Source organism: Sphaerimonospora sp. CA-214678 (assembly GCF_050942215.1).
In the GTDB taxonomy this organism is placed as follows: Bacteria; Actinomycetota; Actinomycetes; order Streptosporangiales; family Streptosporangiaceae; genus Sphaerimonospora.
In genome coordinates this window covers 3,712,054-3,733,321 of sequence record NZ_CP192056.1, presented here as the reverse complement: position 1 = coordinate 3,733,321, position 21,268 = coordinate 3,712,054, and the positions used below count along the sequence as shown (strand labels likewise).

Sequence of the window (21,268 nt, the reverse complement as noted above, 5' to 3'; positions counted from 1 at the left end):
GGTGTCGTCCACCGCAATGGGACTGAGTATTGTCTCTGTGAAACTGAGTCCTAGTTCCGGATGTGGTGATCGATGGAACCGCGCGGCACCGCGGCCCGTCTCGCCGGCCTCGAAGAACGCCTGGACGAGGCGGTTCGCGGCGGTGAGAAACGGGCGTCCGCGAAACAGCACGCCAAGGGCAGGCTCACCGCGCGCGAGCGGATCGAGCGGCTGCTCGACCCCGGCTCGTTCACGGAACTGGACGCCCTGGCCGTGCACCGCGGCACGTCCTTCGGCATGGAGCGCACCCGCGTCGCCGGAGATGGGGTGGTCACCGGCCACGGCACGGTCGGCGGCCGCCCGGTCTGCGTCTTCTCCCAGGACTTCACCGTCTTCGGCGGCAGCCTGGGGGAGGTGTACGGGGAGAAGATCTGCAAGGTCATGGACCTGGCCGTGAAGATCGGAGCGCCGATCGTCGGCATCAACGAGGGCGCCGGCGCGCGCATCCAGGAGGGCGTCGTCTCGCTGGGGTTGTACGGCGAGATCTTCCGCCGCAACGTCCACGCATCGGGCGTGATCCCGCAGATCTCCCTGATCATGGGCGCCTGCGCGGGCGGGCACGTCTACTCGCCGGCACTCACCGACTTCACCGTCATGGTGGACGAGGGGTCGCACATGTTCGTCACCGGCCCCGACGTCATCAAGACGGTCACCGGAGAGGACGTCACCTTCGAGGAACTGGGCGGCGCCCGCGTGCACAACAGCCGCAGCGGCAACGCGCACTACCTCGCGCAGGACGAGGACGACGCGCTGGACTACGCCAGGGCGCTGCTGTCGTACCTGCCGCAGAACAACCTCGACGACCGGACGCCGTTCGATTTCCCGGCGGACCTGGAGATCGGCGACGGGGACCTCGCCCTCGACACGCTCGTACCCGACTCGCCCAACCAGCCGTACGACATGCGCGAGGTCATCGCCGCCCTGCTGGACGACGGCGAGTTCCTGGAGGTGCAGGCGCTGTTCGCGCCCAACATCGTGGTCGGCTTCGGGTGCGTGGAGGGCCGTTCCGTCGGCGTGGTGGCCAACCAGCCCATGCGGCTGGCCGGCACGCTGGACATCGACGCCTCGGAGAAGGCGGCCCGGTTCGTCCGCACCTGCGACGCGTTCGGCATCCCCGTGCTGACGCTCGTGGACGTGCCCGGCTTCCTGCCCGGCACCGAGCAGGAGTGGAACGGCATCATCCGCCGGGGGGCCAAGCTCCTGTACGCCTACGCCGAGGCCACGGTCCCGCTGGTCACGGTCATCACCCGGAAGGCGTACGGCGGGGCATACGACGTCATGGGCTCCAAGCACCTCGGCGCGGACGTCAACCTCGCCTGGCCGACCGCGCAGATCGCCGTGATGGGCGCCCAGGGCGCGGTCAACATCCTGCACCGCAGGACGCTCGCCGCGGCGGGCGACCCCGACACACTGCGGGCCGAGCTGGTGCGTGAGTACGAGGACACCCTCGCCACGCCATACCTGGCGGCCGAACGCGGTTACGTCGACGCGGTGATCGCGCCACGCGAGACCCGGCGCGAGGTCGTCCGTGCGCTGCGCATGCTGCGCGGCAAACGGGCCGTCCTGCCGCCGAAGAAACACGGGAACATCCCGCTGTGACCGAGTTCCGTGGCACACCCGGGTTCCAGGTGGTGAAGGGCGTTCCGCTGCCCGAGGAACTGGCCGCGCTGGCCGTGGCGCTGCTCGCGGCGCGGCGGCCCGGTCCCGCCGTGCCGCCGGCCCCCTCCGGCTGGCGCGATGCGGCCCGCCGGCACGCGCTGCGCCGTCCCCCCGCGAGCGGCTCGCAGGGGTGGCGGGAGTCGAGATGGAGTCTTGGAGGACTTCTATGAGCACGGCCATCCGAAAAGTGCTGGTCGCCAACCGCGGTGAGATCGCCGTCCGGGTCATCCGGGCCTGCCGGGACGCCGGCATCGCCGGCGTGGCGGTCTACGCCGACCAGGACCGCGACGCGCTGCACGCGCGCATGGCGGACGAGGCGTACGCGCTCGGCGGCACCACGCCGGGGGAGACCTACCTGTCGATCGAGAAGGTCATCGAGGCGGCCAGGCGGTCCGGCGCCGACGCGGTGCATCCCGGGTACGGCTTCCTGGCCGAGAACGCCGACTTCGCCCGGGCCGTCATCGACGCCGGGCTCACCTGGATCGGACCCCCGCCCGCGGCGATCGTCGCGCTCGGCGACAAGGTCCAGGCCCGGCACATCGCGCAGAAGGTCGGCGCTCCCCTGGTGGCCGGCACGGCTGATCCCGTCTCCGGAGCGGCGGAGGTCGTCGCCTTCGCCGAACGCCACGGGCTGCCGATCGCCATCAAAGCGGCCTACGGCGGAGGCGGGCGCGGCCTGAAAGTGGCCAGGACACTGGAGGAGATCCCCGGCCTGTACGAGTCCGCCGTACGCGAGGCCGTGACGGCGTTCGGCCGGGGCGAGTGCTTCGTGGAGCGCTACCTCGACCGGCCCCGGCACGTGGAGACCCAGTGCCTGGCCGACGCGCACGGCGACGTCGTCGTGGTCTCCACCCGGGACTGCTCCCTGCAGCGCCGCCACCAGAAACTGGTCGAGGAGGCGCCCGCCCCCTTCCTCACCGCCGAGCAGGAGGCCCTGCTGCGCGACAGCTCCAAGGCGATTCTGCGCGAGGCCGGTTACGTGGGCGCCGGGACGTGCGAGTTCCTCGTCGGCCAGGACGGCACCGTGTCGTTCCTGGAGGTGAACACCCGGCTCCAGGTGGAACACCCGGTGACCGAGGAGGTCACCGGGGTCGATCTCGTACGGGAGATGTTCCGCATCGCCGCGGGGGAGAAACTCGGCTGCGGCGACCCGCTGCCGCGCGGCCATTCCATCGAGTTCCGCGTCAACGCCGAAGACCCCGGCCGCGGCTTCCTGCCCGCCCCCGGCACCATCACCCGCTGGCGCGCCCCCTCGGGCCCCGGCGTCCGGGTGGACTCCGGCTACGAGCAGGGCGAGACCGTGCCCGGCGCCTTCGACTCCCTCGTGGCCAAGCTCGTCGTCACCGGCGCCACCCGTGCCCAGGCACTGGAACGGGCCCGCCGTGCCCTGGCCGAGTTCCACATCGACGGCATGCCCACCGCGCTGCCGTTCCACCGGGCGGTGGTGGAGGATCCGGCGTTCACCGGCGAGCCCTTCACCGTGCACACCCGGTGGATCGAGACCGAATTCGGCAACACGATCGCCCCGTACGACGGCGAGGTGGGAGCCGCCGAGCCCGCGGAACGCGACCGGATCACCGTCGAGGTGGCGGGCAGACGCCTGGAGGTCGTGCTGCCGGCGGGGCTGGGCGCTGCGGGGCGCGCCGAGCCGAGGAAGGCGGCGCCCCGGCGGTCCGGCGCGGGCGCGGGCAAGAAGGCCGCTGCGGGTGGCGACTCCCTGGTCAGTCCCATGCAGGGGACCATCGTCAAGGTCGTGGCGTCCGACGGCGACGAGGTCGCGCCCGGTGACGTGATCGTCGTGCTGGAGGCGATGAAGATGGAGCAGCCGCTCTCCGCCCACAAGGCGGGGACCGTGCTCGGCCTGTCCGCGCAGGTGGGGGCGACGGTCGGAGCGGGCGCCGTCATCTGCGAGATCAAGGACCAGGCGTGACGGCTACCGCCCCCCGCCGTCAGGGAGATCGTGACCAGCCGCCTCCCGGCTCGGCGAAGTGCTCTTGCCCGAGTACGGCGAGCAGCCGGAGTTTCTCATAGCCCTCGCTGCGCGGGGGAGCGGTGAGCACGAGCAGCGCCTGAGATCGATCCTCGGTGAACAGCACCTGGCAGTCCAGCTCGATCGGGCCGAGCTCGGGATGGACCAGTGTCTTGTGGTCCTCGAAACGTCTGGCCACCTCATGCCGGTCCCACAGCTCGGCGAACTCCGCGCTCGCCTTGCGCAGCGTCCGTACGAGCTCGCCGGCCCGGGACCGCGGGCCCATCGAGCCGTAGGCGGCGCGCAGGCTCGCGACCCGGGCGCGGCTCTGCCTGTCACGGTCGTCCTCCGGGTAGAGCAGCCGCTCCGCCGGATCGGTGAACCACCGGTAGATCTCGCTGCGGGCGAGGCCCGTGTAGCCGGACTTGTCGCCGAACAGGGCGGCGGCCATCCGGTTCTGCACCAGCGTCTCGCTCAGGTTGGACAGGATGAGCGCCGGAGAGTCGTCGAGACGGTTGAGCACGCGCAGCAGCGCGGGAGCGACGTGCGTCGCGGCCGAAGCGGACGCCGGGGCGTTGTGCCCCGCAACCTGGAACAGGTAGTCGCGCTCGCCCGCCGTCAGCCGCAGCGCACGGGCGAGCGAGGCGAGCATCTGCTCGCTGGGCTGCGGACCGCGCTGCTGCTCGAGCCGCGTGTAGTAGTCGGCCGACATGGCCGCGAGGGCCGCCACCTCTTCACGGCGCAGACCCGGGGTCCGGCGGCGCGGGCCCTTGGCGAGCCCCACGTCCTGCGGCCGGAGCGTCTCACGGCGGCGGCGCAGGAAGTCGGCGAGTGCTTCGCGGTTCATGCTGTTCAGTATCCGCCCGGGTCATGGGATCGACGACCGCGAGCCAGGGACCGCCGATCCCCCGATAAGCGCTCTCTGCATCCGCCGCGCCCGGTCGCGCAGGCTGGGAGCATGAAAATCTCAGGGAACACCGTCTTCATTCCGGGTGCCACGAGCGGCATCGGGCTCGCCCTCGCGGTCGCACTGCGGGACAGGGGGAACACGGTCATCGTCGGCGGGCGGCGTGCCGACCTGCTGGAGCGGATCGCCGCGGAGCATCCCGGCATCGGCACCGTGCGGATCGACACGACCGATCCGGCGAGCATCGGCGTAGCGGCGAAAGCGGTGACGGCCGATCACCCGGACCTCAACGTCCTCGTCACGATGGCCGGAATCATGCGCGTCGAGGACTGGCACAGGCCCGAGTCGTTCCTCGCCTCGGCGGAGTCGGTGATCACGACGAACGTGCTCGGCCCGATCCGCCTCATCGCCGCTTTCATCGAGCACCTGCGGGCGCAGCCGGACGCCACCGTCGTCACCGTCTCCTCCGGCCTGGCGTTCGCGCCGCTCAAGTCCACACCCAGCTACAACGCGTCGAAGGCCGCGATCCACATGCTCAGCGAGTCGATCCGCCTGCAACTCGCGGACACGTCCGTGAAGGTGGTGGAGCTCGAGCCGCCGTCCGTACGCACCTCTCTGCTGCCCACGCAGGAGAACAACGCGTCGGCGATGCCGCTCGACGAGTTCGTGGCGGAGGTCCTCACGCTGATCGAGACGCGGCCCGACGCGAAGGAGATCCAGGTCGAGCGGGTGAAGTTCCTGCGCCACGGTGAGGCGCGCGGCGACTACGATCAGGTCGTCGAGACGCTCAACGCGATGGACCCCCACGGCCGATAGCCACGCGTGCACCGCGGCGTCACATCGACGGCCGGGGCGGCACGACAAGCGGTGACGCGACGGCGGCCGGGCCGACCAGGAAATCTACACCGTAAAGAGGCCGGGCCGGGGTTCCCCGCCCGCCGGGGACTCGCGGACGTGCACGCCGGACAGGGAGGTAAGGTCAGACCTCATGCCGGAGAAGCCGCGTGTGCTCGCCGTACAGAATGAGGCGGGCGGAGGTCCTGGACGTTTCGGGGAATGGCTGGCCGCCGCCGGGGTCGCCGTCGACGTGGCCACCGCCTTCGACGGGTCCGCCCTTCCGCCGCGGCTGGAGCACGACGGCCTGATCGTGCTCGGCGGCGGCTACCTGCCGGACGACGACGGCAGGGCGCCCTGGCTGCCGGCCGCCCGCGCCCTCGTCGAGCAGGCCCTCGCCCGGTCTGTGCCGTTCTTCGGCATCTGCCTCGGCGGGCAGATGCTGGCCTCGGTCGGCGGCGGGAAGGTCCGGGGCGACGCCGGGGCGCCCGAGCACGGCAGCACGTCCATCACCGTGCGGGCCGAGGCGGCGGACGACGTGGTCTTCTGCGGGCTGCCCGCCGCCGTCCCGGCGATCGAGAACCACATCGACGCCATCACGGCCCTGCCGCCGGGCGCGGTCTGGCTGGCCGAGACCGGACGCTGCCCCTACCAGGCATTCCGGCTGGGCGACCGCGCCTGGGGCGTGCAGTTCCATCCCGAGGCGCGGCCGGAACGCATCCGGGAGTGGGACGTGGAGAACGCGCGCCGGCGGGGACTCGATCTCGATCGGCTGTACGCCGCCGCCGTGATCGACGACCCGCTCGCACGGGCCGCGTGGGGCGACGTGGCCGCCCGTTTCGCCGCCGTGGTCAAGGGCGGACGTCCCTAGGGACGTCCGCCGACGATCATTCGAGCGCGTTGTTGGCCAGCTGTGCTTCCTCGCCGAGCAGGCGGAGCAGTTCGGGCGTCGGCTTGTTCTTCTTCGAGCGGCCGCGGGTCGCCTCCACGACGAGGTCGTGCAGGCGGTTGAGCACCCGGATGCGGTGCTCCAGCAGGGCGACCTTGCCCTGCAGCAGCGCCTGCATGCGGTCGGAGGCGACGCTCGTGCGATCGAGGGCCCACCGGCCGAGCTCCCCGATCTCCTCGAGCGTGAAGCCCATCTCCTTGAGCAGGAGCGCGCCCTCCACGTAGAAGATGTACTCGAGGGGGTAGCGGCGGGTGCCGCCGGCCGTGCGCGGAGGCACCGGCAGTATGCCGAGCTCCTCGTAATACCGGATGGTGCGCGGCGAAACCCGCGCACGCCTGGCCAATTCACCGATGCTGAGCAGCGCGCCCTCGGTATGATCCTCTGTGGCTCCCACTGCGGGTTCCTCTGCGGCCGACGGGGGTTCCGCCCCCGTGGCAGAGGCTGCTCTCCCTCGGGAGGAGGTGCGCGCGGCCATCGGACTCCTTCAACCTCTGGAAGTTCCCTCTTAACGGGTACCGTTAAGTTTAGCATCCGAAATTGTCGGTGTGGCGCAGAAAACAGGAAACCCGCGTATCTTCCGCTCAGAATCCCAGATCCCGGCCGATGATCTCCTTCATGATCTCTGTTGTACCCCCGAAGATGGTGTGGATGCGCGCGTCGCGCCAGGCACGGGAGATCGGATACTCGTCCATGTAGCCGTACCCGCCGTGCAACTGGAGGCAGGTGTCGGTGGTGCGCTTCATCAGCTCGGTGGTCCACCACTTGGCCTTGGCCGCGTCCACCGGGCTGAGCGTTCCCGCGTTGAGTTCGAGGATCGCGCGATCCACGTACACCTGGGCCAGCTCGATCTCGGTCGCCATCTCGGCGAGCGCGAAGCGGCTGTTCTGGAAACTGCCGATCGCCTGGCCGAACGCCTTCCGATCATGACAGTACCGCACGGTCCAGTCGAACGCGGCCTGCGCCGCGGCGACGGCGACGACGGCGATGGACAGCCGCTCCTGCGGGAGGTTGCGCATCAGGTAGCCGAAGCCCTGGCCCGGCTCTCCGAGCACGTTCTCCGCCGGGACCCGTACGTTCTCGAAGATCAGCTCGGCCGTATCCTGGGCGTGCATGCCCGCCTTGGCCAGCTTGCGGCCCCGGCGGAAGCCCGGCATGCCGCGCTCGACGACGAGCAGGCTGATCCCGCGCGTGCCGGCCGACGGGTCGGTCTTCGCCACGACGATGACCATGTCGGAGTGGATGCCGTTGGTGATGAACGTCTTCGTGCCGTTGAGCACGTAGCAGTCGCCCTCGGGGATCGCCGTGGTCCGCACCGCCTTGAGGTCGCTTCCCGCACCGGGCTCGGTCATCGCGATCGCACTGACGATCTCGCCGGAGCAGAACCCGGGCAGCCAGCGCTGCTTCTGCTCCTCGGTCGCGAGTTCGAGCAGATAGGGCGTGACGACGTCGTTGTGCAGCCCGAAGCCCGAGCTGAGCGAGGCGGCGCCGGCGCGGGCGAACTCCTCGACCAGCACGGCGTTGTAGCGGAAGTCGGGTTCGCCGCCGCCGCCGTACGCCATGGGCACGGCCATACCGAGGAAGCCCGACTCGCCGGCCAGTCGCCACAGCTCCCGGTCGACCAGGCCCTCGGCCTCCCATCGGTCGTACTCGGCGATGACATGCCGCTTGATGAACTCGCGTACGGAATCCCGGAAATCGTTGTGCTCGGCGTCGAAGAGGGTGCGTTCCATCGTCAGCTCCGGCTTGGTCTGGGGGGCTCGCCCGGGCGGTGCTCGGCGAGGTCGCCGCTTCGTTCGCTCACCCATCGCAGCAGCTCCGGTACGGGAAGGCCCGGGGCCGTGGGGGACGAGGCGGCTGCTCTGACGAGCTCGTGCAGGCGGGTGAGCACCCGGATTCTGTGGTCGAGTTGGGAGACCTTCTCCTGGAGGAAGGACTTCGTCCACGTCGAGGCGGCGGCGCCCGTCAGCGCGAACCGGCCCAGCTCGGAGATCTCCACGAGACCGAAGCCGAGCTGTTTGAGCATGCGGGCGCCCTCCAGATAGAAGAGGTAGTCGCTCGAGTAACGGCGGGTTCCCCCGACCGTGCGCTCGGGCTGCGGGAGGATGCCGAGCTCCTCGTAGTAGCGGATCGTGCGGGTGGACACGCCGGCCTGCCGCGCGAGGTCGCCGATGTTGAAGGTCGGGGGGTCCTCGTCCGGGCTTTCCTCGGCGCGGGATTCGCGCGGGCCGGACCCGCGAGACCGGCCCGCGGCCGGCGGTGTTCCATCTGGTGGCAGGTCCATCAGGCGGTGCCGCCGTCACCGGGGCGGGAACCGACCCAGATGTTGATCCGGGCCGAGATGACGATCTCGTCGCGCTGGTTGACGATCTCCTCTTTGAGCGTGACCACGCCGCCGGGGGCCTTGTCCTTCTTGTCGAGGACCTCCATCACGGGATGGATCGTGTCCCCGAAGAAGCAGGGGGCGAGGAACCTGACCTCCTCCATGCCGAGGAAGGCGATGACCCGGCCGGGCAGCAGCGGGATGAGCCCGGCGCCGCAGGACAGCACCAGCAGCCCGTGCGCGATGCGCTGCTTGAACGGTGTGGTCTTGGCGTACTCGGCGTCCATGTGCAGGCCGAAGTGATCACCCGTGACGCCGGCGAAGTTCACGACATGGGTCTCGGTGATGGTGAGACCGGTGAAGGTGCGCCTGTCACCGATGGCGAGTTCGTCGTAGTACCGGTCGAACATGCGGGCTCCTCGCCGTGCGTGACCGCTGGGCAGTCATAAAAAAAACTTGACGTTGAACGTTATATCGCATCATGATGCTCTCGTCCAATCACTCGGCCGGGAAGATCGGCAACACGGATCTGGCCGGCTCTCGGGCGCCGGCAGCGGGTCGCGGACCGGGGGCGGAACTCATCTACGGAAAGGTCACAGAGTGGGAGCGAACACGGTTTCAGTGAGCCGGTACCGGCTCAACGGGAAGTGGCGGACATCGGACGACGACCGCACCCTGCCGGTGATCTCACCAGTGGACGGGTCCGTCATCGGCGGCGTGCACGAGTTCACCCACGCGGAGATCGACCAGGTCTTCGCGACCGCGCGTCAGGCGCAGCCGCACTGGTTCGCCCGGCCGCTGGCCGAGCGCACCGATCTGCTCACGCGGTTCGCCCACCGGCTCGCCGAGAGCGCGGCGGAGATCGGCGACCTGCTGATGATGGAGGTGGCCAAGGCGCGCAAGGACGCCAGGGACGAGGTGGTCCGCTCGGCCGACTACATCCGGCACACCGCCGAGGACACCAAACGGATCATCGGCGAGACGCAGTTCTCTGACGCCTTTCCCGGACAGGCGCGCGACAAGCTGGCCATCGTGCACCGGGTCCCGCTCGGCACGGTCCTGGCCATCCCGCCGTTCAACTACCCGGTCAACCTGGCGGTCTCGAAGATCGCCCCAGCGCTGGCGACCGGCAACGCGGTCGTGCTCAAACCTCCGTCGCAGGGCGCGCTGGCGGCGCTGAAGGTGTGCGAGCTCGCCTACCGGGCCGGCATCCCGCCCGAGGTCCTGCAGGTGGTCACCGGCCGCGGCTCCCGCATCGGCGACTACCTGGTCCGGCACCGGGAGGTCAACATGATCACCTTCACGGGCTCCTCGGCCACGGGGGCCGACCTGGCGCGCAAGGCCGGAATGGTCCCGCTGCTCCTCGAACTCGGGGGTAAGGACCCGGCGATCGTGCTCGCCGATGCCGATATCGAGGCCGCCGCCGACGACATCGTGGCCGGGGCGTTCTCGTACAGCGGCCAGCGCTGTACGGCGATCAAGCGCGTCCTCGTGATGGACGGCGTGGCGGACCGGCTGGTCGCCGCCATCGCCGAGCGGACGGCGAAGCTGACGGTGGGCGACCCCCGAGACGACGCCAAGATCACCCCGCTGGTCGACGCCGACGCGGCGGACGGCGCGGAGAAGATGGTGCGGGACGCGGTGGCCGCCGGCGCCGTACTGGTACACGGCGGCACCCGTGAGGGCAACCTCATGCACCCGACCGTCGTCGACCACGTCGACGCGGAGATGGACCTGGCCTGGGTGGAGCCTTTCGCGCCGGTGCTTCCCATCCTCCGGGTGAGCAGCCCGGCGGCGGCGATCCGGCTCAGCAACCGATCGGAGTACGGCCTGCAGGCCGCGGTCTTCACCCGTGACATCGACACGGCCATCCAGATCGCGGCCCGGCTCGACGTCGGCACCGTCCAGGTCAACGGGCGCACCGCCCGCGGCCCGGACCACTTCCCGTTCCTCGGCACGAAGGCGTCCGGCATGGGCACCCAGGGGGTGCGCCCGTCCATCGAGGCGATGACCCGGGTCAAGTCGCTGGTGGTGAACCTGCGCGCGAAAGACCTCGCGCTGAACTGATCGGCGGCGTGCCGCCGGTCCGGGTGGGCTCGGGCAGAGCCCACCCGGACCGTGTCCGCCTGACCGTGTCCATCTGACCGCGTGGCCGTGAACCGTGACGGCGCCGCCGCCTACGGGACGGCCGGGGTCAAAGACGGCGCGCCAGCTCGTACGCCTGCCGGGTGGCGAAGGAGATGCGGCGCGGCGCGTAGGCGTCGCCCAGGATGTGCAACTCGGGCACCCGTCCGCGCAGCGCCGTGTGCAGGGCGGACTCCGCCTCGCCCCCGCAGGCCAGCACCACCGAGTCGTAGCCGAGGTGGGCCCGTTCCGCCCCGGAATAGACGTTGCGCGACACCACATGGCCCGGCTCGATGCCGACCACCCGCTCCATCACCTCGACCCGTGCGCCGGCCGCGCTGAGCTTGGCCAGGGACGCGCCGATGGAGTAGCGGCCCACCAGGGGCGCGATCGCGGGCGTCTGGTACAGCACGGTGACGTCCCTGCCGAGATCGGTCAGGTGGCCCGCGATCGTGAGCGGCTGCATGTGGTCCTCCATGGCGATCACGAGGACCTTCCGGCCGACCAGGGCGCGGCCGAGCATCACCTCACGTCCCTCGACGACGAACGGGTGCTCCACGCCCGGGATCGGGGGACGGCGGGCCCGGGCGCCCGTGGCGACGGCGACGACGTCGAACCCCGCGCCGGCCACCACGTCGGCCACGGCCTCGCGACCGAGCTCGACGTCCACGCCCAGCTCGGCGAGACGCCGCTCCTGGAAGGACAGGAAGTCCGTGTAGGCCCGGTTCTCCGCGGCGAGCGCCGCGACCCGCATCTGACCGCCGACCTCGTGCTCGCGCTCCCAGAGGGAGACCCGGTGGCCGCGCTCGGCCAGCAGCGCCGCCAGCTCCAGCCCGGCGGGCCCCGCACCGGCGACGAGCACCCGCCTGGGCACCTCGGCCCGGGACGGCTCCGGCTCGCTCTCCCGCCCCGTGCGCGGGTTCACCGAGCAGCCGAAGCGCATGCCCTCCACGGTCACCCGGTGCAGACAGTCGTTCGTGCCGATGCACGGCCGGATCTCGGCGCCGCTGCGCGCCTTGGCGACGAAGTCGCCGTCGGCGAACATGGCGCGGGCCAGACCGACGACGTCGGCGTGGCCCTCGGCGATGACGCGGGTGGCGGCCTCGGCCGTCGAGACCCGGCCGGTGTAGACCACGGGGAGGTCGAGCGCCTCCCTGTACCGGCGGGCGAGCTCGGACCACTGCGCCACGGCGTAGTGATGCGGCTGGATGTAGCTGGGCGCCCCCCAGTTGTTTCCGACCACGCAGTGCAGGTAGTCGATGCTCCCGTCGGCCTGCAGCGAGGTCGCGATGGCGAGGCCCTCCGCCAGGTCGTAACCGCCGTCGAAGAACTCGTCCATGTTCAGCCGTACGCCCACGGTGAAGTCGGGTCCGACCTCCCGGCGGATGCGGCGCACCACATCGAGGAGCAGGCGCATCCGCCGGTCGTGGTCCCCGCCGTACTCGTCCTGCCGGTGGTTGGTCGCGGGGGAGAGGAAGAGCTGGAGCAGGTCCTCGTGGTTGGCGTGCAACTCGACCCCGTCGAGACCGGCGGCCCTGGCCTCACCGGCCGAGAACGCGTACTCCTTGACCAGCCAGGCGATCTCGTCCGTCGTCAGCTCGTGCGGCACCTGGTTGTTGGTGTGGTTCGCGAGGAGCCCGGAGGGCGACTGCGGCATGCCGCCCTGCATGATCAACTGAACGGAGGCGTAGGCCCCGGCCGCGTGCATCGCATCGGCGAACCGCGCTGCCCGCTCACGGAAGTTCGGCAGCCGGAAGACGCCGCGGACGGTGGCGCCCAGGCCGGTCGGCTCGAAACCCGGAATGACCGGGTTGGCGATGAATCCGTTGAGTCCGCAGATCCAGGCGGCGCCGCTCTCGGCGCGCCGGCGCCAATAGGCGAGGTGGGCGGCCGCCTGCTTGTCACCGCCGAACGGATCACCGGTCAGCCGCCCGTGCGGCGGCAGCATGATCCGGTTGCGCAGTTCCATGGTGCCGACGCGGATCGGTCGGAACAGCGGGCTGTCCCGGTCTGACATCGTGCCTCTCCTCAATGCGCGGCGGCGTGCCGACCGGCGAGATGACCGAAGACCATCGCGGGGCCGAGCGTGCCGCCCGCGCCGCCGTAGACCATCCCGGTGGGCGCGGCCATCGCGTTGCCCACCGCGTACAGTCCGGTGACGGCCCCGCCGTCGGCCCGCATCACCTGGCCGGTGGGGGTCGTCCGGGGGCCGCCCTTGGTGCCGAGCGTGCTGGGGTGGACGCGGATGGCGTAGAAGGGGCCCGTCGTCACCCCGCCGAGCGTCGCGTGCGGTGTGCCGTAGTGTGCCTGGTCTCCGCACCAGCCGTCGTAGACGCTCTCCCCCCGGCGGAAGTCCGGATCGTGACCGGCCGCGACGTGCCCGTTGAACCGTTCGACCGTCGCGATCAGCTCGGCGGCGGGAACGCCGATCAGCTCTGCCAGGCCCTCCAGGGTGTCGGCCCGCGACACCCAGTCGGGGGCCCCGGAGCCGGGGGCCGTGCCGAAGACCCCGTACTTCCGCACGCAGGCGTCGTCCAGGATCAGCCAGGCGGGCACGTTGGCGTAGCTGTACGAGTTGATGTCGAAGGCGCGGAAAGTCGCACCGAGGGCGTTGTAGTTGGCGGCCTCGTTGGTGAACCGGCGTCCCCGTGAGTTGACCATGAGCGTCCCCGGCAGCGTGCGCTCGCGCAGCAGCAGGGTCGGGGCGGCCGTGCCGTCCGCGGCAGGCACCAGGACGACCGGCACCCACCACGCCTCGTGCATGACGCCGAGCGCGGCGCCGAGCCGCATCGCCATGCGCAGGCCGTCACCGGTGTTGGTCGGCACCCCGGGCGGGTGGGCGACGGGCCCGTGGAGGAAGTCCCGCACCAGCTCCGGGGCGTATTCGAACCCCCCGGTGGCGATGATCACCGCCTTGCTCGCGCGCACCTCGCGGAGACCGGAAGCGGACTCGAGGCGGACCCCGGTGACGCGGTCGTCCTCGATCATCAGGTCGACGGCGCGCATCCCGGTGCCGGGTTCGACGCTCAGGTCCAGGCAGCCCTTCAGCAGCGCGGCCACCAGGCCGCGGCCCAGTCCCTCCAGTGAGCCGGCGGTGCGCCGCTCCATCAGGTCGGGGGCGATGACACCGGTCCCGCCCCCGCTGGGGATCTCGCTGATGTACAACCGGCGGGGGGTGCCCACCAGCCGATCCCGCCACCCGCCCAGCCCCCTGGTGTCGACCAGTTCCGGCTCCAGCGAGCGCCCGCCTCCGGGGAGGCCTCCGGGGTGTTCGGGGTGATAGTCGGGGTAGCGGGAGACCAGTTTGAGCCGGAGCGGCGTCTCGCGCTCCAGCCAGTCGAGCAGGGGCGCGACGCCGTCGACGAACGCCTCCACCATCTCTGGCAGCATGCTGCCGTTGGACAGTGCGTGAAGGTAGGTCAGTGCCCGCTCGCGGTCGTCGGCGACTCCCGCCGCCGCGGCGTATCTGTTGTCCGGCAGCCAGACGACGCCGCCGGACAGCGCCGTGGTTCCTCCGATTCGGTCCGCCTTCTCGAACAGCCCCACCGTCGCGCCCTCGCTCGCCGCGGTGAGCGCGGCGGTCAACCCCGCGGCTCCCGTGCCGAGCACCACCACGTCGTACTCGTCCATGTAGCACCTCCTCGAAGGTGACGCGAATCTATCGCAATGTACGTCTTACGTATAGTGTCAGATTCGTTCCCACAACCGGAAGGCTGATCTGCATGGCCGTCGAACCGTGGAAGACCGCTCGACCGGCGTCGGACGAGCCGGATGCCGAAGCGTCCCTGCGGACCTGGATCCTGCCGGTCCTGCTGGTCATGGTCTCCGCCGCGGTCTCCCAGGGGTTCGTCCGCTTCACCTTCTCCTACGTGTTGCCGGGCATGACCGAGGACGTACTCGGGTCCTACAGCTTGGCGGGGCTGTTCAGCGCCGCCAATCTGGGGGGTTATCTGGTGGGCGTGATCGCCGTGACCTCCGTGGCGCGCCGCGTCGAGGGCACCAGGCTCCTCAAGGCGGGGCTGACGCTGACGGTGATCGGCCTGTCGACGGTCGCGGTCGCCCCCTGGGTCCCGGTGCTCTTCCTCGGGATGGGCCTGGCCGGACTGTGCAGTGCGGCCGTGTGGATCCCCATCCCGGCGATCGTGGCCGCCCATGTGCCGCGTCGTCATCGCGGCTTCGCGTTCGGGCTGGTCACCGCGGGGTCGGGCGCCGGCCTCGCCATCACCGGGCCGATGGTGACCGTGGTGCAGCGGGTCTTCGGCGCCGACGCCTGGCGCCCGGTCTGGGGTCTCGAGGTCGCGATCTCGCTGGTGATCCTCACGCTGCAGTTGCTGTTCCTCAGGCCGGGCCGTACTCACCCCGTCGGCGAGGAACGGCCCCGGCGGCGCGCCCCGCTGCGTGCCGTGCTTCCCGGGGTCCACACCCTGCTGATCGCCTACTTCCTCTACGGCGTGAGCTTCAGCCTGTACACCAACTACCTGGTCGCGGCGTTGCGGGAGAACCTGGGTTTCGCGCCCGCGGCGGCGACCGGGGTGTTCTCCCTGCTGGGTCTCGCCAGCCTGTTCGGCGGGGTGCTGGGCGGCCGGGTGTCCGATGTGTGCGGACGGCGGGGAACGCTGGCGGTGATGATGATCCTGGCCGGCCTGCTGGCCGTGGTGATCCCCATGGGCTGGGGCGGAGTGCTGCACCTGTCCGCCTTCGCCTATGGGCTGGTCATGATGGGAATCGGCACCGTGGTGGTCGCCTACCTGGGCGATGTGCTGGGCCCCCGGGATCTCGGCGCGGCCTTCGGGGTCGCGACGATGAGCCTTGGCCTGGCCCAGCTGGCGGCGCCGCCCCTGGGCGGCTGGCTGGCCGACCGGACCGGCTCCTTCGACATCGTCTTCCATGTCGCCTGCGGCACCGGGATCCTGGCCGGCGTCGCGGTCTGTTTCCTGCCGGGCACCGGCAGGGCCGCGAGCCGTCGGCGGGCGGCCCGGAGCACGGCCGCCTGAACACCTCCCGACCGCCCCCGGCCGACCTGGCCACCCCTGACCGCCCACGACCCCCCGACTGCTCCAGGCTCAGTGATCGGGGGCGGACACCTTGTCGGGGTCGAGCTTGATGTCGATCAGCATGGGCCGGTCGCGGTTCTCGATCGCGGCGAGCGCCTGGTCGAGTTCTGCGAGGTTCCGTACGGTGAAACCGCGCCCGCCCAGGGCCGTGGCGACGTCGCCGAACTCGGGCCACTCGAACATGGAGATGGCGGGGTCCATGCCCTTGTTGCGGAACTGGATGTGCTCGGCGCCGTACGCCGAGTCGTTGAACAGCACGACCACCAGGTCGATGCCGTACCGGACCGCCGTGGAGAACTCGGCGAGGCCGCCCAGCATGAAACCGCCGTCGCCGGTGACCAGCAGGGTCGGCCGCCCCGGTGCGCCGAGTGAGGCGCCGACGGCGTTGCCCATGCCGAGACCGATCGAGCCGAAGTTCACCGTGTGGACGTACGCGCTCGGCTCGGGACAGTGCAGCATGGTGAAGGCGTTGAAGATGAACCGGCCGCCGTCGAAGACCAGGTTGCGGTCGGCGGGGAAGGCCTGGTCGATCTTGAGCATGGCCGTGCGGATGTCGACGGTCTCGTCCGTGGACCGGTCGGTGAAGTCGCCGTCGGAGCGTCCGGCCAGGCGCTCGGCCAGCTCCGGCGAGGCGAAGGAGGTCGGCTTGGTCCCGGCCTCGTCCAGCCAGCCGACGATGGTGTCCGCCACGGTGACGGCGTCCCCGACGACCCCCGCCGTGCCCGGCGTGAACTGGTTGATGGCGTTGCGGTCCAGGTCCACGTGGACGACCTGCTTGCCCTCGACCAACGCGCCCTCGGCGGTGGTCCACTTGTTGAGAGAGGCGCCGAAGGCGATCAGGCAGTCGCTCTGGCCGAGCGTCTCGAGGGCGATCTCATGGGAGAGCGTGCCGCAGATGCCGAGGTCGAATCGTTCACCGCGGAACAGGTCCTTGCCGCGCAGCGTCGTGGCGACCGGGGCGCCGATGCGCTCGGCCAGCCGCAGCAGGGCCGCCCTGGCCTCGGGGTGGGCGGCGCCGCGGCCGGCCAGGACCACGGGCCGGTCGGCGCTGGCGATGATGCCGACCGCGGCGTCCAGCGCGGCCTCGTCGGGAGCGACCGCCTGCGGTTCGACGAATCCGGGCGCGACCTTGCGGTAGTCGGTCTCCCGCCACTGGAACTCGACCGGGACGTTGAGCACGATCGGCCGCCGCTCAAGCAGGGCACGGCGTACGGCCATGGCCACGTCGTCGGCCACCGTCTCCGGGGAGCGGACCTGTTCGAATCCGGCGCCCGTCGGCATGACGACATCCCGCTGCGAGATGTTCTGGAAGTTCTCCCGGTCCACCACGGCCGTGTCTCCGGCGATGAGCAGGACGGGAGTGTGGTCCTTCACGCTCTCCACCAGAGCGGTCACCGTGTTGGTCAGCGCCGGGCCGTGGGTCACCGTGGCGACGCCGAGCCGTCCCGAGGTGCGTGCGTACCCGTTGGCGGCCAGGACGGCGCCGGCCTCGTTCGAGAAGGAGTAGTACCTGCCCCCGGCCGCCCGCTGGAAGCTGTCCATCATGTACAGGTTGGCGTCCCCGAGGACACCGAAGATCGTCGTCACGCCCTGGTCGGCGAGGGCTCGGGCGATCGCTTCATGAAACAGCATAGAAGCTCCTAGTTAGACCTCCCCGCACCCTTCCAAACCTTCCCTTGTACGTCAATAGAAAGGTTTAATAGGTGAAAGACGATACCGGGAGAGGAGCCGGGAATGATCGACCGGTTCGATGTGGTCGTGCTCGGCACGGGAGCCGCCGGGCTCACCGCTGCGGTCACGGCGGCCAAGGGCGGCGCGCGGGTGGGTCTGTTCGAGAAGGCTCACGAGGTCGGAGGGACGGCGGCGTGGTCGGGCGGACATGTATGGATTCCCTGTAATCCCCATCAGGCCGCGATCGGCGTGACGGACAGCGAGGAGGAGGCCTTCGAGTACATTATGTCGCTGTCGCGGGACCTGCTGGAGGAGCGCCTGATCCGCGCCTACCTCAAGGCGGGTCCGGAGATGGTGCGTTTCCTCGACGACCAGGCCGGCACCGAGTTCTCCGCCGTGCCCGACTTCCCCGACTACCACCCCGAGCACCCGGGGGGCAAGCCAGGAGGCGGCCGCACGATCGAGTGTCCCCTTTTCCCCTTCGACGAGCTGGGGGAGTGGCAGGAGAAGGTCACCCACACCCCCTATTACTCCAGCGAGCACCTGACCATGAGCGAGACCCCGCTGGGCGCGGCCGTCCTCCGGCCGCCGTCCAAGGAGGAACTCGCCCGCCGTGCGATCCGTGACGAGCGCGGCCGCGGCCAGGCGCTGATCGGCCGGCTGCTGAAGGCGCTGCTCGACGCGGGTGTGCGGCCGGACGTGGAGCACCGCGCCCGCGAGCTGGTCGTCGAGGACGGCAGGGTGGTGGGCGTGCGCTTCGAGACGCCGTCCGGCCCCCGCGAGGTGCGCGCCGACCGCGGCGTGGTCCTGGCCACCGGCGGCTTCGAGTGGAACGAGGACTACAAGAGGGCGTTCCTGCGCGGCCCGCTGACGCATCCGGTGTCGATGAGGACCAACACCGGCGACGGCCTCTACATGGCCATGAAGGCCGGAGCGATGCTCGGCAACATGCGGGAGGCGTGGTGGATTCCCGCCGCCGATCTGCCCGAGGGCATCAACTCCATGAACCGGGCCATGATCACGGCTGACCGCTGCCGGCCTCGCTCGATCATGGTCAACCGGAAGGGGCGCCGGTTCACCAACGAGGCCGCCAACTACAACGCGTTCGGCGGCGCCTTCCACGTTGAGGACGTGGGCGCCTTCGACTACGCCAACCTGCCCTCCTGGCTGATCTTCGACCAGGGGTATCTGCGGGCGTACGGCACGGTCGGCCCGCACCCGGCGGGCGAGGAGCCGCCGGCGTGGCTGAAGGGGTTCGCGACGATGGAGGCGCTCGCCGACGAGCTCGGGGTGCCGGCCGGTGAGCTCACGGCGACCGTGCGGCGCTGGAACGAGAACGTGGCCGAGGGTGTCGATCCCGACTTCCATCGGGGGGAGAGCGCACACGATCGCTGGTGGGGGGATCCCGCCTACAAACGGGATGTGCGCGGCACCCTGGGGCCCATCGACGAACCTCCCTACTACGCCATCAAGGTCGTCAGCGGCGGCCTCGGTACCAAGGGCGGCCCCCGGGTGGACCCGCACGCCCGGGTGCTCGACCTCGACGGGCAGGTCATCCACGGGCTCTACGCGGCCGGCAACGTGATGGCCTCGCCGTTCGGCATGACGTACGGCGGGGCCGGGGGGACGCTCGGCCCGGCCATGGTCTTCGGCTACCTGGCGGCCCGTCATCTGACCGGCGCCGCCTGAATCCGCGCGGGCGAAGAAGGGAGGCGCCGGATGCCGCCGGCGCCTCCCCTTCGCGTTCTCCCGCCTACCGGCCGAGATAGGAGGACTCGACCTCCGGCCGGCGTTCCCTCGGTCCCTCGGCCGTGTCCTGGGTCCGTACCCGCCCGCCCGGGGGCGAGCATCGGCTGTTCGCCCCCGGAGAGCACCCCGGCCTTCTCGCCGCGCCGTTTCTTCAGCTCGGGGAGCAGCCCCAGCACGTCGTGGCCGTCCGGCGCGGCGCACAGCCGGAGGTGCTCGTCGATTGTCAGTGAATACAACTCCCGATACCTCGTTTAGATACATGAGAGAGTGAGGCTTACATGTCCCTCGAGCCCGTGATCGTCGTCGGGGCCGGTCTGTCAGGCCTGGCCGTCGCCCTCGGCAGCGCCATCCGGGGCTGCTCTGTCGTCGTGCTGGAGGCGGACGACCTGGTCGGCGGTGCGGCCGCCTACTCCGGTGGTCAGGTATGGGTGGGTGGCAATCACGTGGCGGCCCGTCAGGGCATCGAGGACAGTCTGGACCTCACCGAGAGGTACGTCCGGGGCCTTTCGCACGCCCACCCGGAGCTGCTCGACGAGGAGGCGATGAAGACGTGGCTCGAGGCGAGCCCCGAGGCCGTCCGCTACTGGGAGGAGGTCGGCGCGATCCGCTGGACGGTGATTCCCGGGTTGGTGGACTATCACTCAGAGGTGAACGGTGCTCTGGGTGAAGGTCGGTACCTCACCAACGAGGTGATCGACGGCTCCGTGCTCGGGGCTTGGCGCGATCGCCTCCGGGTCAGTCCGTACTTCCCGGTCGGGACGACCTACGCCGAGGTGATGCGGGGCACTCGGCGCGTCAACACCAACTCCAACGATCCGCATGGTCTCGGAGTGTCGCATCGCGGCACCGAGCCGGTGAAGGGCGAGGGCGACCCGCTCACCTTCGGTACCGGTGTGGTGGCGAGCTTCCTGGCCAGAGTCCTCGACGAACCTGGCGTTGAGATCCTGACAGGTCACCGCGTCACCGACCTGCTCACGGACGAAAGCGGCGTCGTCGGCGTGCGCGCGTCGACCTCGTCCGGGAGCAGAGAGTTCCGGGGACGGGTCGTGCTCGCGACGAGCACCTACGACTGGGATCGCGAGCTCACTGAAGAGATGACGGGGTTGACCCCCGACAACTTCGCCAGTATCGCCCCGAATACGCTGCGGGGCGACGGGATCCGGCTCGTCCGGGCGGTGGGAGGAGCCGTTGCGAAGATCCCGGCGACCAGTGTCCCGATGCTGCCGGGATGGCGAACGGCTGACGGTGAGATCGGTTATGGGCCGGAGTTCGCCAAGCCACACGCGATCATCGTGGACCGCAGCGGCCAGAGGTTCTGCAACGATTCGTACTGGCCCGACCTGGTAGCCGCCGCGCTGGATCCCCAGGACCCCCATCTGCCGATGTACCTGATCTGGGACGAGCAGCACCACAGGGACTACGGCCTGGGCGCGACGCCTCCCGGGGGCGAGTATCCGGCGGGCTTGGTGACGTCCGCGGGGACGCTGGCCGAACTCGCCTCCGAGCTCGGAATCGACGCGGTCGGACTTGAGAAGACGGTCGTCGAGTTCAACGCCGGCGCGTCGGTAGGGACCGACCCGAAGTTCGGCCGGGGGGAGTCCGACTACGTGCACCGTTTCTACGGTGACAAGGCACATCGACCGAACTCGGTGCTCGGAGCGATCACCGACGCGCCGTACCATGGGCTTCGACTGAGCTTCGTCGGGACCGGCATCGGGTCCAGTGGCATCGATACCGACCCCATCGGACGCGTGCGCGACGAAGCGGGTCGCCCGATCAGGGGGCTGTACGCCGCCGGATCGTGTGTCGCTCTGACGGCGGCGGGGTCGGGCTACAACAGCGGGTTCGCCCTCGGCCGTGGTCTGACTCTGTCCTACCTGATTGCCCAGGAGCTCGGCGCGGAACCGGACGCCTCCTGACATAGGGAGCAGCACCCGCCGTGGGACCGAGTTCGTGGCCCGCGCTTTCATGGTCACCGGCGCGGCACACCTCC

18 protein-coding genes are annotated in these 21,268 nt (G+C 70.5%); 10 read left to right on the top strand and 8 right to left on the bottom strand.

The genetic code is table 11. The annotated features are described in order from the left end of the window. The first annotated feature begins 72 nt into the window (after nucleotides 1-72). The 3 genes from ACQP1K_RS16785 to ACQP1K_RS16775 are packed head-to-tail and all read left to right on the top strand — an operon-like array spanning nucleotide 73 to nucleotide 3,628. A complete protein-coding gene (locus ACQP1K_RS16785) occupies nucleotides 73-1,638 on the top strand; it encodes an acyl-CoA carboxylase subunit beta (protein WP_433496653.1) in 1,566 nt (521 codons plus the stop codon). Beyond that, the gene (locus ACQP1K_RS16780) at nucleotides 1,635-1,868 is read left to right on the top strand and encodes an acyl-CoA carboxylase epsilon subunit (RefSeq protein WP_433496652.1); all 234 of its coding nucleotides are present in this window, start codon (nucleotides 1,635-1,637) and stop codon (nucleotides 1,866-1,868) included. The genes ACQP1K_RS16785 and ACQP1K_RS16780 overlap by 4 nt, the downstream gene beginning before the upstream one ends. 8 nt (nucleotides 1,869-1,876) lie before the next feature. Continuing rightward, nucleotides 1,877-3,628 carry an acetyl/propionyl/methylcrotonyl-CoA carboxylase subunit alpha gene (locus tag ACQP1K_RS16775; RefSeq protein ID WP_433501562.1) on the top strand — a complete coding sequence of 584 codons (1,752 nt, stop codon included), beginning with the start codon at nucleotides 1,877-1,879 and terminating at the stop codon, nucleotides 3,626-3,628. Nucleotides 3,629-3,647: 19 nt separating this feature from the next. Here ACQP1K_RS16775 and ACQP1K_RS16770 read toward each other — a convergent pair whose 3' ends face one another. Beyond that, on the bottom strand, nucleotides 3,648-4,514 hold the full coding sequence (locus ACQP1K_RS16770; protein ID WP_433496651.1) for a helix-turn-helix transcriptional regulator: 867 nt from the start codon (nucleotides 4,512-4,514) through the stop codon (nucleotides 3,648-3,650). Nucleotides 4,515-4,625: 111 nt separating this feature from the next. Between ACQP1K_RS16770 and ACQP1K_RS16765 the strand changes: the two genes are divergently transcribed. Next, on the top strand, nucleotides 4,626-5,390 hold the full coding sequence (locus tag ACQP1K_RS16765; RefSeq protein WP_433496650.1) for an SDR family oxidoreductase: 765 nt from the start codon (nucleotides 4,626-4,628) through the stop codon (nucleotides 5,388-5,390). A 172-nt stretch (nucleotides 5,391-5,562) separates the two neighbouring features. Next, nucleotides 5,563-6,279, top strand: a complete 717-nt coding sequence (locus tag ACQP1K_RS16760) for a type 1 glutamine amidotransferase (protein ID WP_433496649.1) — start codon at nucleotides 5,563-5,565, stop codon at nucleotides 6,277-6,279. Between the two features lie 16 nt (nucleotides 6,280-6,295). On the opposite strand, the gene ACQP1K_RS16755 is transcribed toward ACQP1K_RS16760, so the two are convergent. From ACQP1K_RS16755 to ACQP1K_RS16740, 4 genes are all read right to left on the bottom strand, one after another. Then, nucleotides 6,296-6,751 carry a MerR family DNA-binding transcriptional regulator gene (locus ACQP1K_RS16755; RefSeq protein WP_433496648.1) on the bottom strand — a complete coding sequence of 152 codons (456 nt, stop codon included), beginning with the start codon at nucleotides 6,749-6,751 and terminating at the stop codon, nucleotides 6,296-6,298. Nucleotides 6,752-6,938: 187 nt separating this feature from the next. After that, nucleotides 6,939-8,087 (bottom strand): acyl-CoA dehydrogenase family protein, encoded by a 1,149-nt coding sequence (locus ACQP1K_RS16750; RefSeq protein WP_433496647.1) that lies wholly within the window; start codon nucleotides 8,085-8,087, stop codon nucleotides 6,939-6,941. Nucleotides 8,088-8,089: 2 nt separating this feature from the next. Further along, a complete protein-coding gene (locus ACQP1K_RS16745) occupies nucleotides 8,090-8,638 on the bottom strand; it encodes a MerR family DNA-binding transcriptional regulator (RefSeq protein ID WP_433496646.1) in 549 nt (182 codons plus the stop codon). Further along, nucleotides 8,638-9,087 (bottom strand): MaoC/PaaZ C-terminal domain-containing protein, encoded by a 450-nt coding sequence (locus tag ACQP1K_RS16740; protein WP_433496645.1) that lies wholly within the window; start codon nucleotides 9,085-9,087, stop codon nucleotides 8,638-8,640. The genes ACQP1K_RS16745 and ACQP1K_RS16740 overlap by 1 nt, the downstream gene beginning before the upstream one ends. Nucleotides 9,088-9,298: 211 nt before the next feature. On the opposite strand from ACQP1K_RS16740, the gene ACQP1K_RS16735 reads away from it, so the two are divergent. Beyond that, nucleotides 9,299-10,744: an aldehyde dehydrogenase family protein gene (locus ACQP1K_RS16735; protein WP_433496644.1), complete on the top strand. Its 1,446-nt coding sequence runs from the start codon at nucleotides 9,299-9,301 to the stop codon at nucleotides 10,742-10,744. A gap of 127 nt (nucleotides 10,745-10,871) precedes the next feature. On the opposite strand, the gene ACQP1K_RS16730 is transcribed toward ACQP1K_RS16735, so the two are convergent. Further along, nucleotides 10,872-12,818: an FAD-dependent oxidoreductase gene (locus ACQP1K_RS16730; protein ID WP_433496643.1), complete on the bottom strand. Its 1,947-nt coding sequence runs from the start codon at nucleotides 12,816-12,818 to the stop codon at nucleotides 10,872-10,874. Between the two features lie 11 nt (nucleotides 12,819-12,829). Then, complete coding sequence (locus tag ACQP1K_RS16725) at nucleotides 12,830-14,431, bottom strand: FAD-dependent oxidoreductase (RefSeq protein WP_433496642.1); 1,602 nt, start codon at nucleotides 14,429-14,431, stop codon at nucleotides 12,830-12,832. Nucleotides 14,432-14,523: 92 nt separating this feature from the next. Between ACQP1K_RS16725 and ACQP1K_RS16720 the strand changes: the two genes are divergently transcribed. Then, complete coding sequence (locus ACQP1K_RS16720; RefSeq protein ID WP_433496641.1) at nucleotides 14,524-15,795, top strand: MFS transporter; 1,272 nt, start codon at nucleotides 14,524-14,526, stop codon at nucleotides 15,793-15,795. Between the two features lie 69 nt (nucleotides 15,796-15,864). On the opposite strand, the gene ACQP1K_RS16715 is transcribed toward ACQP1K_RS16720, so the two are convergent. After that, entirely contained in the window at nucleotides 15,865-17,487 is a 1,623-nt protein-coding gene (locus ACQP1K_RS16715) for a thiamine pyrophosphate-binding protein (protein WP_433496640.1), read from the bottom strand. 102 nt (nucleotides 17,488-17,589) lie between these two features. On the opposite strand from ACQP1K_RS16715, the gene ACQP1K_RS16710 reads away from it, so the two are divergent. The 3 genes from ACQP1K_RS16710 to ACQP1K_RS16700 all read left to right on the top strand — a co-directional run bounded on the left by ACQP1K_RS16710 (nucleotide 17,590) and on the right by ACQP1K_RS16700 (nucleotide 21,194). After that, the gene (locus tag ACQP1K_RS16710; protein WP_433496639.1) at nucleotides 17,590-19,215 is read left to right on the top strand and encodes an FAD-dependent oxidoreductase; all 1,626 of its coding nucleotides are present in this window, start codon (nucleotides 17,590-17,592) and stop codon (nucleotides 19,213-19,215) included. A gap of 122 nt (nucleotides 19,216-19,337) precedes the next feature. Next, nucleotides 19,338-19,505, top strand: coding sequence for a hypothetical protein (locus tag ACQP1K_RS16705; protein WP_433496638.1), 168 nt, complete (start codon nucleotides 19,338-19,340; stop codon nucleotides 19,503-19,505). A 48-nt stretch (nucleotides 19,506-19,553) separates the two neighbouring features. Then, complete coding sequence (locus ACQP1K_RS16700) at nucleotides 19,554-21,194, top strand: FAD-dependent oxidoreductase (RefSeq protein WP_433496637.1); 1,641 nt, start codon at nucleotides 19,554-19,556, stop codon at nucleotides 21,192-21,194. Nucleotides 21,195-21,268 lie beyond the last annotated feature (74 nt).

Coding starts and splice junctions, on each gene's coding strand:
- ACQP1K_RS16725 (WP_433496642.1), bottom strand. CDS start 14,431: ATGGACGAGTACGACGTGGTGGTGCTCGGCACGGGAGCCGCGGGGTTG.
- ACQP1K_RS16715 (WP_433496640.1), bottom strand. CDS start 17,487: ATGCTGTTTCATGAAGCGATCGCCCGAGCCCTCGCCGACCAGGGCGTG.
- ACQP1K_RS16770 (WP_433496651.1), bottom strand. CDS start 4,514: ATGAACCGCGAAGCACTCGCCGACTTCCTGCGCCGCCGCCGTGAGACG.
- ACQP1K_RS16745 (WP_433496646.1), bottom strand. CDS start 8,638: ATGGACCTGCCACCAGATGGAACACCGCCGGCCGCGGGCCGGTCTCGC.
- ACQP1K_RS16785 (WP_433496653.1), top strand. CDS start 73: ATGGAACCGCGCGGCACCGCGGCCCGTCTCGCCGGCCTCGAAGAACGC.
- ACQP1K_RS16700 (WP_433496637.1), top strand. CDS start 19,554: ATGTCCCTCGAGCCCGTGATCGTCGTCGGGGCCGGTCTGTCAGGCCTG.
- ACQP1K_RS16730 (WP_433496643.1), bottom strand. CDS start 12,818: ATGTCAGACCGGGACAGCCCGCTGTTCCGACCGATCCGCGTCGGCACC.
- ACQP1K_RS16740 (WP_433496645.1), bottom strand. CDS start 9,087: ATGTTCGACCGGTACTACGACGAACTCGCCATCGGTGACAGGCGCACC.
- ACQP1K_RS16720 (WP_433496641.1), top strand. CDS start 14,524: ATGGCCGTCGAACCGTGGAAGACCGCTCGACCGGCGTCGGACGAGCCG.
- ACQP1K_RS16710 (WP_433496639.1), top strand. CDS start 17,590: ATGATCGACCGGTTCGATGTGGTCGTGCTCGGCACGGGAGCCGCCGGG.
- ACQP1K_RS16760 (WP_433496649.1), top strand. CDS start 5,563: ATGCCGGAGAAGCCGCGTGTGCTCGCCGTACAGAATGAGGCGGGCGGA.
- ACQP1K_RS16765 (WP_433496650.1), top strand. CDS start 4,626: ATGAAAATCTCAGGGAACACCGTCTTCATTCCGGGTGCCACGAGCGGC.
- ACQP1K_RS16750 (WP_433496647.1), bottom strand. CDS start 8,087: ATGGAACGCACCCTCTTCGACGCCGAGCACAACGATTTCCGGGATTCC.